The organism is Castellaniella sp. FW104-7C03 (genome assembly GCF_040276085.1).
Classification (GTDB): domain Bacteria; phylum Pseudomonadota; class Gammaproteobacteria; order Burkholderiales; family Burkholderiaceae_B; genus Castellaniella.
Genome location: NZ_JBELOK010000004.1, coordinates 41,103 through 54,504, shown reverse-complemented (window position 1 = coordinate 54,504; position 13,402 = coordinate 41,103). Strand labels below are relative to the sequence as shown.

At 61.5% G+C, this 13,402-nt stretch carries 12 protein-coding genes; 5 read left to right on the top strand and 7 right to left on the bottom strand.

The window, feature by feature from the left end; genetic code table 11:
- Window positions 1–23 precede the first annotated feature (23 nt).
- From ABS758_RS05760 to ruvB, 4 genes are all read left to right on the top strand, one after another.
- Window positions 24–1,385 carry a cytochrome ubiquinol oxidase subunit I gene (locus tag ABS758_RS05760; RefSeq protein ID WP_350383809.1) on the top strand — a complete coding sequence of 454 codons (1,362 nt, stop codon included), beginning with the start codon at window positions 24–26 and terminating at the stop codon, window positions 1,383–1,385.
- The gene (locus ABS758_RS05755) at window positions 1,382–2,431 is read left to right on the top strand and encodes a cytochrome d ubiquinol oxidase subunit II (protein ID WP_350383806.1); all 1,050 of its coding nucleotides are present in this window, start codon (window positions 1,382–1,384) and stop codon (window positions 2,429–2,431) included. The genes ABS758_RS05760 and ABS758_RS05755 overlap by 4 nt, the downstream gene beginning before the upstream one ends.
- Window positions 2,428–4,185 carry a ClcB-like voltage-gated chloride channel protein gene (locus tag ABS758_RS05750; protein ID WP_350383803.1) on the top strand — a complete coding sequence of 586 codons (1,758 nt, stop codon included), beginning with the start codon at window positions 2,428–2,430 and terminating at the stop codon, window positions 4,183–4,185. Before ABS758_RS05755 ends, ABS758_RS05750 begins: the two co-directional genes overlap by 4 nt.
- Window positions 4,186–4,292: 107 nt before the next feature.
- Window positions 4,293–5,351, top strand: a complete 1,059-nt coding sequence (ruvB, locus tag ABS758_RS05745; RefSeq protein ID WP_350383800.1) for a Holliday junction branch migration DNA helicase RuvB — start codon at window positions 4,293–4,295, stop codon at window positions 5,349–5,351.
- A gap of 1 nt (window position 5,352) precedes the next feature.
- Here the strand turns inward: ruvB and recQ are convergent, their stop codons facing one another.
- Genes recQ through ABS758_RS05710 form a run of 7 tightly spaced genes read right to left on the bottom strand, consistent with a single transcriptional unit; the run spans window position 5,353 to window position 12,459 of the window.
- A complete protein-coding gene (recQ, locus tag ABS758_RS05740; RefSeq protein ID WP_350383797.1) occupies window positions 5,353–7,185 on the bottom strand; it encodes a DNA helicase RecQ in 1,833 nt (610 codons plus the stop codon).
- Window positions 7,186–7,192: 7 nt separating this feature from the next.
- Complete coding sequence (ruvA, locus tag ABS758_RS05735) at window positions 7,193–7,777, bottom strand: Holliday junction branch migration protein RuvA (RefSeq protein ID WP_350383794.1); 585 nt, start codon at window positions 7,775–7,777, stop codon at window positions 7,193–7,195.
- A 47-nt stretch (window positions 7,778–7,824) separates the two neighbouring features.
- Window positions 7,825–8,373, bottom strand: a complete 549-nt coding sequence (gene ruvC / locus ABS758_RS05730) for a crossover junction endodeoxyribonuclease RuvC (protein ID WP_350383791.1) — start codon at window positions 8,371–8,373, stop codon at window positions 7,825–7,827.
- Window positions 8,373–9,965, bottom strand: coding sequence for a bifunctional phosphoribosylaminoimidazolecarboxamide formyltransferase/IMP cyclohydrolase (purH, locus tag ABS758_RS05725; protein WP_350383789.1), 1,593 nt, complete (start codon window positions 9,963–9,965; stop codon window positions 8,373–8,375). The genes ruvC and purH overlap by 1 nt, the downstream gene beginning before the upstream one ends.
- A gap of 27 nt (window positions 9,966–9,992) precedes the next feature.
- Window positions 9,993–10,232: a helix-turn-helix domain-containing protein gene (locus ABS758_RS05720; protein WP_350383786.1), complete on the bottom strand. Its 240-nt coding sequence runs from the start codon at window positions 10,230–10,232 to the stop codon at window positions 9,993–9,995.
- A 40-nt stretch (window positions 10,233–10,272) separates the two neighbouring features.
- Entirely contained in the window at window positions 10,273–11,286 is a 1,014-nt protein-coding gene (dusB, locus tag ABS758_RS05715) for a tRNA dihydrouridine synthase DusB (RefSeq protein WP_350383784.1), read from the bottom strand.
- Between the two features lie 18 nt (window positions 11,287–11,304).
- Window positions 11,305–12,459 carry an FAD-dependent monooxygenase gene (locus ABS758_RS05710; RefSeq protein WP_350383783.1) on the bottom strand — a complete coding sequence of 385 codons (1,155 nt, stop codon included), beginning with the start codon at window positions 12,457–12,459 and terminating at the stop codon, window positions 11,305–11,307.
- Between the two features lie 83 nt (window positions 12,460–12,542).
- On the opposite strand from ABS758_RS05710, the gene ABS758_RS05705 reads away from it, so the two are divergent.
- The gene (locus ABS758_RS05705) at window positions 12,543–13,400 is read left to right on the top strand and encodes a cytochrome c oxidase assembly protein (protein WP_350383780.1); all 858 of its coding nucleotides are present in this window, start codon (window positions 12,543–12,545) and stop codon (window positions 13,398–13,400) included.
- Window positions 13,401–13,402: the final 2 nt, after the last annotated feature.

Sequence of the window (13,402 nt, the reverse complement as noted above, 5' to 3'; positions counted from 1 at the left end):
TGCATAATAAACTAGCGCACATTATGACTCAAACCGCATGGGTTCTGTCGCTTACCCAGTTCTATTTGGGCCTGGGGTTCATGTTGTTCTTCCTGGCGCTAGAGCTCGGGTTGGCGTGGGTGCTGTTCGTCCTGCGCGTACAGGCACGCCGAAAAAACGCCGCATTGCTGGCGTACCGCTTCTGGGTGCGCATTTACGCGCTGGCCCTGATTGTCGGGTTTGCCACCAGTTTGCCCTTGCTGCTGCAGCTGGGCACCTTGTGGCCATTGCTGATGGATCGCATGGGTGAGGTCGTCGGGCCATTGGTGGCGCTGGCTGTCCTCACCGCCTTTGTTTTCAAGTCCTGTTTCCTGGGCGCCATGCTTTATGGGCAACGCACTTTATCGGGGGCGGCGCACACCACGGTTGTGGGGATGGTAGCCGTGGGTGCCTCCCTGACCGCGTGGTGGCTGATGGTACTGCTGGCCTGGATGCAACGGCCTGTGGGCACGCTGTCCACAGAAAATCACTATCAGATTACCGATTGGGCGGTGCTGCTGTTTGGCGGTGTGGCCCCCGAGATGTTTGGACTGCTGCTCACCGGCGGCCTGATGCTGGTGGCTGCATTGATGCTGGCCGTTACTGCGCAGCGCACGCGCGCGCGCCCCAGTGACGAAGGCGACCGTACTGTGTTTGCAGGCGCCACCTGGCTGCTGCTGTTGATGATTGTGCTGCAGCTGGCCCTGGCAACCCAGCTGGGACGTCAGCTTTTGCCTGTACAGCCTGCGCGTTTGGCAGCCACTTTGCCACAATGGCAAAGTGGCCCGCCGGTCCGCCCGGCGTTATTTGCCTGGCTGGATGTGCCGGCCGGTGATAGCCATTGGTCCCTCAAGGGGCCAGCCCTGCCGCAAAGTTTTTTACCACCAGCCACAGAGTCCGGCCCGCCCGCCACCGTCAGCAATCAGGTGTTAACTGGCCTGAACGAGTTGATCGGCGTGAGGCCACCAGTGTGGATTACGTTTGCCTCTTCGCGGCTTGCCCTTGTGTTTACCAGTGTGCTCTTCCTGCTTGCCCTGTGGGCCTTCTGGCTGGCTCGTCGTCTGGGATTCGAGCCCGACAGCCTGTCTGCAGCCAGGCGGAACATGCTGCACACCAGCCTCTGGCTGGCGTTGGCTGTGCAGGTTGCCGGCTGGACCCACCTGCTGATAGGCAGTCTGCCCTATGCTGTCGAAGGTGCTGTCACTTTTCGCCAGATCGGTGCGGCGCAGGATGCCGGCACCTTGTGGGCCATACTGCTTGTGCAACTGGTGGTCTATGCGGCATTGGCGCTGGGCTTTCGTCAGTTGCTGGGCCATACCTTGCGATATGGTGTGGTGCCGGTGGCCCGGCATCGGGGGCGTGCATGATCGATTCTCTCGCAGCCCTGGTGGGGCTGGGCGCACAAGACCCCGCGTTCTGGATGCCTCTGGCCCTGATGGGCATATTCTTTGCCATTTTGGTGGCAGGGGTTGTGCTGGACGGCTTTGACATCGGAGTGGGGTGTCTGTCGCTGGTGGCGCCTGCTGCCCTGCGTCCGCGCATGCTGTCCTTGCTTGGCCCCTGGCGTGATGCCAACGAGTTCTGGCTGTTTCTGGGCCTGGGGCTGTGGGCCGTGGCGTTTCCCTATGGCTGGTCGCAAACCCTGGGACGCTTGTATTTCCCCTTATCGTTGCTGGGCTTGGGGACGATCCTGCGTTCAGTCTGCTTCGAGTGGCGTTTGCGCGCCCCTGCCTACCAGCAGGGCCGCTGGCAGCTGGGCTTTGGTTTGGGTGCCATTCTGGTGGCCTTTTCTCATGGCTATCTGCTGGCCCGGGTTGCCGTGGCTTACGAAACCGGCCCCGGCTATACAGGGTTTGCGGTGTTGATGGGCTTGTGTGCGGTAGCCGCCTACAGCCTTTTGGGGGCCGCCTGGCTGATGATGCGTGAGGCCGGTGAACTCCGTGCCCGGGCTGTTGGCTGGGCACGCCGAAACCTGCGCTGGAGCGCCGTGGGGGCAGTGGGCTTATCGGTGGTGCTGGATTTTTCCAATGCCGGCGTGTTTCTCAAGTGGGGCGATGGCGAACACTGGTCTGCCGTGTTTGTGGTCTGGGGTGGGCTGCTGCTGTGTTTTGTGTTTGCCGACATGATCCTGCAACGCATGATTGCGCAAAGCTACCGGGCGTCAGCCATGCCCTATGTGCTGGTGCTGGTGATCATCACGGTATTGCTGGCTGGCCTCGCGTATAGCTTTTTTCCCTATGTCGTGCTTGATGAGGTCACCCTGTGGGATGCGGCGGCGCCAGTGGCCACTTTGCGGCTTACCCTGTCGGCAACCGTCGTTGCGTTTCCGGTGGCCCTGATTTTCAACCTCTGGGTATATTGGCGCATGGTGGGGCGTTCTCGCGCGCCCATCCCGCCGGATTTTCACCCATGAGCCTCAACTCCCATCGCCTCAATCTGGACACAGGCAGCGTGGTTGCCATGCTGTGCTGGGCGGCACTGGCCGGGGTGGGAGGGGCGCTGGTTACCCTGGCATTTCATGCAGGTATCCATGCCATTCAGCGCATATTTGCCGAGCAACCAGGGCTGATTACCCAGGTAATGGGCAGCCTCGACTGGCGCTTGCAGGTGTTGGTGCCTGCTGTGGGTGGCGTGTGTGCCGGCGGCCTGCTGTTGGCCGCCCAGCGTGTTTCCAACGACCGGCATTCGGGCTACATGGAGGCCGTGGCAATTGGCGATGGCCGCATGTCCCTGGGGCAGGGGCTGTTGCGATCCCTCTCTTCTTTGTGCACCGTTGCCTCCGGCGGCTCAATCGGCCGGGAAGGGGCAATGGTGCACCTCGCGGCGCTCTGGTCGTCAGGGCTGGGCCGCATCCTGAGAATTGACACCGCCCGCCTGCGCTTGCTGGCCGCCTGCGGGGCCGCGGCGGGTGTATCGGCGGCCTACGGAGCACCCTTGGCCGGGGCGGTATTCGTCGGTGAAATCATCCTCGGTTCGATGTCATTTCAAAATTTTGGGCCGCTGCTGGTGGCGGCGGCGTCCTCCAGCCTGGTGATGCATCTATCCGGAGAATACAGCGCCCGCTATCCCATGCCTGATCTGTCTGCGGTGCCGCCAGAACTGTTCTTGCCCTGTCTGGCCCTGGGGGTACTGGCGGGCGTGGGGGCCGCACAGTTTTTGCGCTGCCTGCACGGCTTTAAAACCCTGTTTGCCCGCACGCGTTTGTCCTTGCCCTTACGCCTGGGGCTGGGCGGCCTGCTGCTGGGGGCCTTGCTGACACAGTTGCCGGACATGGCGGGCAACGGTAACCGTGTGGTGCTGTCCTTGCTGCATGACAACTGGGCCTGGCAAACCGTATTACTGATGCTGGTTTGCAAGGTGCTGGCCACTGCATTGACGGCGGGCTCCGGTGCAGTGGGCGGCGTATTTACACCCACTCTGTTTGTTGGCGGGGCTTTCGGAGTGCTTTTTGGACAAATCCTTGGAGATGCCTGGCCGATGCTGGCCGGTCATGGGGCCGTGTTTGCGCTGGTGGGGATGGGCGCGTTTTTGGCTGCGGCCACCAGTGCGCCGTTTATGGCAATCCTGATGATTTTTGAGATGACGCTCAGCTACCAGATGGTGCTGCCCCTGGTGCTGGCCTGCGTAGTTGCGTATTTCGTGTCCAGGGGCCTGGCCCAGGCGGTGATGTATGACGTCACCTTGCACCACGAGGATAATCAGGCCTTGCGTCAGCGCTTGCGTCAGGCACGCCTCGACAGCCTGCTGCGTCCGGCCGAAACCGTTGTCCTTACCAGCTCGCCGGTGCGCGCTGCACAAGAGATGTTTCTGGATTATCCCGTGCGGTACCTGTATGTGGTGGATGAAGCCGGCCACTGGCAGGGGGTCATTGCGCAGCAAGATCTCACCCGTATGATGCTGGGCGAGATCGATGTCGGATCCAAAACCTGTGGCGATGTGCTGCGGCTGGATTTTGTGAAGCCTTTATATCCGGATCTCGATCTGGACGAAGCACAGGCTCAGTTCAGTGCTTTTTCGGGTGAGCGCCTGCCTGTGGTCAGCCGGGATGCTTCCGCGCGCCTTTTGGGCGTGGTTTATAAATCAGACATGCTCGAGCGGTATTCTCAGTTGAAGCGTGCGGTAGACAGCGAAGACGCGTTTGTGCTGTCGCCCCGGCGGCGCCCTTAGCCCCGGCAGTAGGGGTTGGGACACACAAGGCATGGGATATACTGTGGTTTTAAACAGTTTGATGGCCTGTCGCCATCGCCGGTACGCTTTTTTGCACACCCTATCTGATGGCCATACAACCTGATTCCCTGTCGGCACCCGATCTCCCCGCTTCGCGGCTGGTGGCAGCTGATCTCAGCTCGCATGCCGAAGACTCCATCGAGCGCGCCCTGCGGCCCAAAGCCCTGCAAGAGTACGTGGGCCAGCAGCGCGTGCGTGAGCAACTGGATATCTTTATTGCCGCTGCCCGTAAACGTGGAGAATCTCTCGATCACGTGCTGCTGTTTGGCCCTCCCGGCCTGGGTAAAACCACGCTGGCCCACATTGTGGCCCACGAAATGGGCGTGCAGCTGCGCCAAACGTCAGGCCCCGTCCTCGAGCGTCCGGGTGACCTCGCCGCCATGCTCACCAACCTCGAACGCAACGATGTTCTGTTCATCGACGAGATCCATCGTTTGTCGCCGGTTGTCGAAGAAATCCTCTACCCGGCTCTCGAAGACTTCCAGATCGATATCCTTATCGGCGAAGGCCCGGCTGCGCGCAGTGTCAAGATCGATCTTCAGCCCTTTACGTTGGTGGGTGCCACCACGCGCGCCGGGATGCTGACCAATCCCTTGCGCGATCGCTTTGGCATTGTGTCGCGGCTCGAGTTCTATTCAGCCGAAGACCTCACCCATATTGTTCAGCGCAGTGCCGGCTTGCTGGGGGCACACACCACTCCTGATGGCGCCGCCGAAATCGCCTGCCGTTCGCGCGGTACCCCCCGTATTGCCAACCGTTTGCTACGGCGTGTACGCGATTACGCCGAGGTGCGTGCCGATGGGCACATCGACACCAAAACCGCCCAGGCCGCGCTGGCAATGCTCGAGGTCGATCCCGAAGGGCTCGACCTCATGGATCGCAAATTGCTCGAGGCCATTGTGCACAAGTTTGATGGTGGTCCGGTGGGGGTAGACAGCCTTGCAGCGGCCATTGGCGAAGAACGTGACACCATCGAAGACGTCATCGAGCCCTATCTTATCCAGCACGGCTATCTGCAGCGTACGCCTCGCGGGCGCATGGCGACACGTCGTTGCTGGCAACACCTGGGCCTCGAGGCGCCAGGCACCGAGCCCGGGCTTTTCTGATTCAAGCCTGGGTCTGTCGTACGCACTCAATCACATCGGCGCCGTAGGTTTCCAGCTTGCGGCCGCCCACTCCGCTGATGTTGCTCAGGCTGTCCAGATTGTCGGGGTTGTTCAGGGCAATCTCGCGCAGGGTGGCGTCGTGGAAGATGACATACGCGGGCACGCTATGGGCTTTGGCCACACGTCCACGCCAGGCACGCAAGTGTTCAAATCTGGCCAGGGCGTCGGGTGGCAGCGCATCCAGCTGGGCTGCGGTAGTCGTGCGCTGGCGGCTGGCCTTGGCGCGTTTTACGGCCACAGGGCGCAGCATCAGCGTGCGCTCGCCCTTAAGTACCGCCCGGCTGGCATCCGTGAGGGCCAGCGTGCCATAGCCTTCCAGATCTACGGTCAGCAGCCCCAGCGCCAGGGCTTGCCGCAAGATACTGCGCCAGGCATCCACCGAGAGCGTATCGCCCACACCAAACACACTGAGGGTGTCATGCTGGTTTTGCGTGACGCGATCCGTCATCTGGCCACGCAGGATATCGATGATGTGCCCGCCACCAAAGCGTTGGCCGCGTTCGCGCCATAACCGGTACACCGTTGATAACAGCTTTTGTACGGCCACGGTGCCGTCCCAGGCTGCGGGTGGATCCAGGCAGGTGTCGCAGTGGCCACAAGGTGCAATGGTTTGGCCAAAGTACGCCAGCAGATCCTGGCGGCGGCACGTGACGGTTTCACACAGTGCCAGCATGGCGTCCAGTTGACGTACCTGGCGGCGCTGGTGCAATGCATCGCCGTCAGAGGCGTCAATCATGCGCCGCTGTTGCACCACATCCTGCAGGCCATAGGCCAGCCAGGCATCGGCTGGCAAGCCGTCGCGGCCGGCGCGTCCGGTTTCCTGGTAGTAGCCCTCGATGGATTTAGGCAAATCGATATGCGCCACAAAACGCACGTCAGGTTTGTTGACGCCCATGCCAAAGGCAATGGTGGCCACCATCACCACGCCGTCTTCGCGTAAAAATCGTGCCTGATGCTCGGCACGGGTACGGGCATCCAGCCCGGCGTGATAAGGCAGTGCCGTGATGTCGTGCCGGGTCAGAAACTCGGCCGTCTGCTCTACCCGGGTGCGGGAGAGCGCATATACGATGCCGCATTCACCCGCATGTTCAGCACGGATGAAATCCAATAATTGCCGCCGAACTTCTTGCTTCTCAACGATGCGATAGCACAGGTTGGGGCGGTCGAAGCTGGCAACAAACTGGGGGGCTTCATCCAGCGACAGGCAATGGACAATATCCTTGCGGGTGGCGTCCGTGGCCGTGGCGGTGAGTGCCACCCGAGGGACCTCTGGCCAGCGCTCTGCCAGCAGGTTCAAGCCCTGGTATTCGGGCCGAAAATCATGTCCCCACTGAGACACGCAATGGGCCTCGTCAATCGCAAAAAGTGCAATGGATCCGTGGCCCAGCAAATCCAGGCAGCGGGGGGTCAGCAGCCGCTCGGGAGCCACATAAAGAAGATCCAGCCTGCCGCCCAGAAAGGCCTGTTCCACCGCCCGGGCTTCAGCCGATGTCTGGCTGGAATTCAGAAAGGCGGCACGTACACCCAACTCTTGCAGGGCGTCTACCTGGTCTTGCATCAGGGCGATCAGGGGCGAGATCACCACACCTGTGCCTTCTCGCACCAGGGACGGAATCTGGTAGCACAGTGATTTGCCACCACCCGTGGGCATCAATACCAGCGCGTCTCCGCCGCCGATAATGTGCTCGATGATGGCTTGTTGTTCTCCCCGGAAGGCACCATACCCAAACACATCGTGCAAGGCGTCTAGTGCCGTGCGATAGCGATCCTGCATGTCCGGCCTAGCCCCGCGAGAGTGCTTTCAGGGCCTGGCGGATGCTCTCGGAGACGGATAGGCCTTCGGGCAACGCGTTGCTGGCTCGCCGGGCCTCGGCGGCAGAGTACCCCAGGGCCTGCAGTGCGTTGAGCACATCATTGCCCGCATGGCTGGTTGGGCTGCCGCCGGCGTGTGCCGGGTTGGCCAGAGGGGTGAGTTTGTCGCGCAGCTCAAGCAGCAGGCGTTCTGCTGTTTTTTTGCCGATACCGGGTACTTTGATCAGCCGGCCGGACTCTTGCTGATCGATGGCCTCTATCAGATCGTCGACGCTCAGGCCAGAGAGCACAGACAGCGCTGTACGGGCACCAATGCCGCTGACCTTGATGAGTGCCCGAAATGCACTGCGCTCGGCCGCTGTGGAAAATCCGTACAGGACATGGGCGTCTTCGCGAATGGCCAGGTGCGTGTGCAAGGTAACGGTTTGACCCACCGCCGGCAGCTTGTACAGCGTACTCATGGGCACATCTACCTCGTAGCCCAGCCCGCCCGTCTGGATGCAGACAGTAGGGGGAGAGAGTTCGAGCAGGGTACCGGTGATGCGGCCGATCATGGTGGGATCCTGGAAAACAAAAGAGGCAAACAGAGGATGGGTGGTGCTCAGGATACCAGACGGCCGGTTCGCAGCCGACGGGTGCCGGACGATAGCGTCTCAGGCGCCAACGCCTGCAAACGGCCGGCCAGTGGCGCGCAATGGGCATGGCAAATGGCGCAGGCCAGCGCATCGGCGGCATCGGGTGCGGGTTCGCCATTGAGGCTGAGCAAATGCCGGACCATGGTCTGGATTTGCTCTTTGGTGGCTCGCCCGGTGCCCACTACCGCCTTCTTGATCTGCAAGGCGGTGTACTCCTGCACCGACAGGCCGGTATCAGCCAAGGCGCACAGCGCGGCGCCGCGTGCCTGGCCCAGCAGCAGGGTAGACGCAGGATTGGCGTTCAGGAACACCTTCTCGAGCGCCGCCTGATCGGGGTGGGTGTCGCGAGCCACTTCTCGCAGATTGTCGAGAATGACCTTAAGCCTGGCATGCAGGGGCAAGGCCGTAGGCACGACAATCGTGCCGCTGGCCACGTATCGCAGTTGTGCGCCGTGGACTTCGATGACGCCGAAGCCTGTGCGCCGCAAACCAGGATCGACCCCCAGGATGCGCATCAGTGGCGGAAATGCCGGGTGCCGGTGAAGACCATCGCAATGCCGCGCTCGTTGGCGGCAGCAATCACTTCGTCGTCGCGGATACTGCCGCCCGGCTGGATGACGCAGTTGGCGCCGGCATCGGCCACCACGTCCAGACCGTCACGGAACGGGAAAAAGGCATCCGAGGCCACGGCTGACCCTTGCAGCGACAGACCGGCTTTCTCGGCCTTGATGGAGGCAATGCGTGCGGAGTCGATGCGGCTCATTTGCCCCGCGCCCACCCCCAGTGTCATGTGCTGGCCACAAAACACGATGGCGTTGGATTTGACGTATTGCGCAACGTTCCAGGCAAAGAGCAGATCCTGCATTTGGGCAGCCGTTGGCACCAAGGTGGTGACCACCTTCACGCTGGATTCGGTGGCGACATGACCGTCGGGATCCTGTACCAGCCAGCCGCCGCCCACGCGTTTGATATCGAACGCGTTGCGGGCATCGCCCGCGTGCAACTGAAGCACGCGGATGTTCTTTTTGGCTGCCAGCAGCTGCAAGGCTGCGGGCGTGTAGTCTGGAGCGATCAGTACTTCGAGGAATTGCCCGGTGATGGCTTGCGCTGCCACTTCGTCCACCTGGGTATTGAAGGCAATGATGCCACCAAAGGCAGAGGTGGGGTCTGTCTTGAACGCCTGCTGATAGGCGTTGAGTGCATCGGTACCCAGGGCCACGCCGCAGGGGTTGGCATGTTTGACGATGACGCAGGCGGTACTGTCAAAGCTGCGCACACATTCCCAGGCCGCATCGGCATCGGCGATATTGTTGTAGGAAAGTTCTTTACCCTGGATCTGCCGGTAGCCGGCCAACAGGCCAGAGCCCACGCGTTTGTCGTGGTAAAACGCGGCATCCTGGTGGGGGTTTTCGCCGTAGCGCAGGGCTTGCTGCCGATCCATTTGTACGGTCAGTACCCGTGGCCAGGTGTCACGTTGCGGCACTTGCGACGGGGCGGGTTCACGGTCGGACAGGCTGCTGAGGTAAGCAGCAATGGCACCGTCATATGCCGCGGTGTGGGCGTACACCTTGGCTGCGAGCTCAAGCCGCAGGCCATACGAAGGTTGTCCGGCGGGGCCGTCCATCTCCGTCAGTACCCGTGCATAGTCGGTGGGGTCGATCACTACGGTGACACCGCCCTGGTTTGAACCATGGTTTTTTGCTGCCGAGCGCAGCATGGCCGGGCCGCCGATATCGATGTTCTCGATGGCATCCGCCAGGAGGCAGTCGGCTTTGGCGATGGTTTGCTCAAACGGGTATAGGTTGACCACCAGCAGGTCGATGGTGGGAATGTCCTGATCTTTAAGTGTCTGCATGTGTGCCGGATCGTCGCGGCGGGCCAGCAGGCCTCCGTGGATTCGGGGATGCAGGGTCTTGACGCGTCCGTCCAGGATTTCGGGCGAGCCAGTATGCGTCGCCACTTCGGTGACTGTCAGCCCGGCCCGGCGCAGCAAACGTGCCGTGCCGCCGGTAGACAGCAAGGCCACGCCGCGTTGGGCAAGGGCTTGGGCAAATTCGAGGACGCCCGTTTTATCGGACACGGAAATCAAAGCAGTCTGGATAGTCATGGCAGCAAAATGAAAGAAAAAAAGGGCTCAGGCACTGATCTGGTGGATATGCAATTTTTTGCGCAAGGTGCCACGGGTGATGCCCAGCATCTCGGCGGCGCGTGTCTGGTTGCCATCGGTGCGCTCGAGGGCAACCTGCAAGACCGTGCGTTCGACGCACAGGTTGACCATCGCCAGCATGTCGCTGGGTGCGGAGCCACCCAGGTCTTTAAAGTAGCGATCCAGTTGATCGCGCACGGCTTGTTCCAGGGGCGTAGAGGTAGGCATGAGGTACAAAAGTTGTCGAGGTGAACGTCGGTAAAAAACGTTAATGCAGTAAGGGGCTTTCAGGGACGGCCGCAGCATCTGCGGGCTGCGCATCCAGCCAATGGCGCAGCAGCTTGAATTGTTGCTGGGTACTCTCTAGGGCCATGACAGCCGGCAACAGGACGTCAGCTCCCGGGAGATCGGCCAGATACCAGCCGATATGCTTGCGGGCAGTACGGACGCCGGTGTGTTCGCCGTAAAACGAATAATGGTCTTCGAGGTGATTGAGCAGGTGGTCGCGCAGCTCGCCATAGGTGGGAGGTGGCAGATGGCTGCCGTGCGCCAGATAGTGGGCAATTTCCCGAAAAATCCATGGACGACCTTGAGCCGCCCGGCCCACCATGATCGCGTCGGCCCCAGTGTAGTCCAGAACTGCCCGTGCTTTCTCTGGGGTGTTGATATCCCCGTTGGCGATGAGGGGTATGCGGATGACCTGACGCACGGCACGGATCGTCTCGTATTCGGCCTCACCCGTGTAAAGATCGCAACGTGTGCGCCCGTGTAGCGTCAGGGCGGCGATGCCGCAATCTTCGGCCAGGCGGGCAATGCGCACTGCATTGCGGCTGCTGCGATCCCAGCCTGTGCGGGTTTTCAGGGTAACGGGTATACCCAGTGGCTGGCAGGCAGCCACTACTTTTTTCAGGATGCGTGCCACCAGGGCTTCGTCGCGCAGCAGAGCTGAGCCGGACGCCACGTGACAGACCTTTTTGACCGGACAGCCCATATTGATGTCGATAATCCGGGCACCCTTGCCGATGTTGAACACTGCGGCCTCGGCCAGCATATCGGGATCGGCGCCTGCAATCTGCACGGCAACGGGATCGGGTTCACCCTCGTGGTTGATGCGTCGGGACGTTTTTACGCTGTCCCAGAGTTGCGGATTGCTGGCCGCCATTTCGGACACGGCATACGCCGCCCCCAACGCCTTGCACAGGCGCCGGTAAGGGCGGTCTGTGACGCCCGCCATTGGGGCGGCACAGACAGGGTGGGGAAGTGTCCAGGGGCCGATTTGCATGAGCGTTATTGTAGAAGGCTATTGGCGCTGGCCTTGTAGCAGGTGGTGGGCCAGAGGTTGGCGCAGGCCCGGGATGAGATCAAGCAGTACCAGGCCAAGCCCCGCGAGGTGGCGTGGTAGTGCATAGCGGCTGGCAAATATTCTGGGCAGGGTATCGGTAATGGCCAGCGTGACGGTGCGGTCGATTTTGCGTTGACGGGCATATTGCTGCAGCAATGGCTGCAGTGCCTGCGCAGGCTGAACCAGCCAGGGTTGTAGCACGTGCGATAGCTGCGCAACATCGCGCAGGCCAAGGTTGAGCCCTTGCCCCGCCACCGGGTGCAGGGTTTGCGCGGCATTGCCAACTGCCACCACGCCCTCACCTTGCAAGCTGGGCCCGGCATGCAGCGCCAGGGGAAAGGTATTGACCGGTGTCAGGCGGTGCAGCGTGCCCAAACGGGTGCCAAACGCCTGTTGAAGTCGGGTGTCAAAAGTTGTGTCGTCCATCCCGGACAAGGCAGTGGCCTGTGCCGGCCGTACACACCACACGACACTGTAGAGACCCTGGCCGGCCGGATGGGGCAGCAGTGCCAGAGGCCCGGTTTGTGTAAAGCGCTCGAAGGCTCTGCCCGGGATTGCCTGGCTGGCGCGCACCGTGGTCAGTATGGCGTGTTGCTGGTAATCGCGGTGGAGACCTTGTGGCCGGGAGCCATCGGAGATCAGGGCGAGGCGCGTGCTGTGGTGGGTGTCGTCGGCGGTTTTGAGGATCACCGGCTGCCCTGGTTGAGGGCGCGAGGGCCGTTGCAAAATGCGGGTGATGCCGCTTTGTGCCAGTGCGGTGTGCAGCGATTCGAGGAGTTCATCGTAGGCTACTACGCTGCCCAGGCGCGGCACGTGAAGTTCGGTATGGTCAATCAGGGTACGGCCCAAATGGCCCGCCTGGGAAACATGCACCGTACTGATATCGGCAGAGTGTCCCGGCCAGGCACCCAGTTGCTGCAAAAACTGCCGGCTGCCATGGTTGATGGCAATTGCGCGTGGGTCGATGGATTGTCCCGCCGCGCGCTGGGCAGGTGCCGGGCCCATCAAGGCGATGCGGCCAGGGTCTGGGGCATGTCGCGCCAGGCTTAAGGCCAGCACGCAGCCCACAGGGCCGGCGCCAAGAATCGCAATATCGTAGTTTGTACTGGGCATGGCAGGCAGAAAACAGCAGGCAAAACGTCTATTTTAGGATGCTTTACACTAGTTGGATTAACCATTCTGATGGCTCCGCTGGTATGGATCTGCTTGCCTGGTTGCGGCCCTGGGAGTTCTCTCCCTCTTTGGTGCTGGCATTTCTGTTGTCGGCAGTGCTGTTTGTGCGCGGCCGCCGCGTGCACTCTGTGGGCAGGATTCGCCAGGTTCTGTTTTGGGTCGGCTGGATACTGCTGTATCTGTCCTTGCACACGCGGCTGGATTACTACGCAGAACGCATGTTCTTCATCCATCGGCTGCAACACCTGGTATTGCACCACTTGGGGCCCTTGCTCATCATGGGGGCTTATCCGGGGCAGGTGATGCGTGCCGGCCTGCCGCTACGCTGGCGTGTGCGGCTGGCCCAGGCCCGCAAAAGCGGCTGGGTACGCACCCTCGAGCATCTGGCCACTCACCGGATCCTGGTGCCGTTCCTGTTTGTGTTGCTGGTGCTGGTGTGGCTGCAGCCCACGGTGCAGTTTTATTCCATGCTCGACTGGCGGATTTACCGCTTCATGAACTGGTCAGTGGTGATCAGCGGTGTGCTGTACTGGAACCTCATCCTCGACCGGCGGCCCCACCCTCCGGCTGCGCTCAGCCCTGGCGGCCGGGTGTTCTCTCCCGTCTTTACCATGGTGCCGCAAATGGTTGCCGGTGCTGTCATCGCCTTTACCGGGCATGATCTCTATCCGGTCTTCGATCTCTGTGGCCGTGCACTGCCCGGCATCTCTGCACTGGACGATCAAGTACTGGGCGGGCTGATCATGTGGGTGCCAGCGGGCCTGATCGAAGCCTTTGGGTTGATGTATGCGCTGGGTACCTTGATGCGTCTGTCCTCCAAGGGACGCTTGCCGCCACCACGACGGCGGGTGCCACGTGCCTCTGCCCACGTGGCATCCTAGCT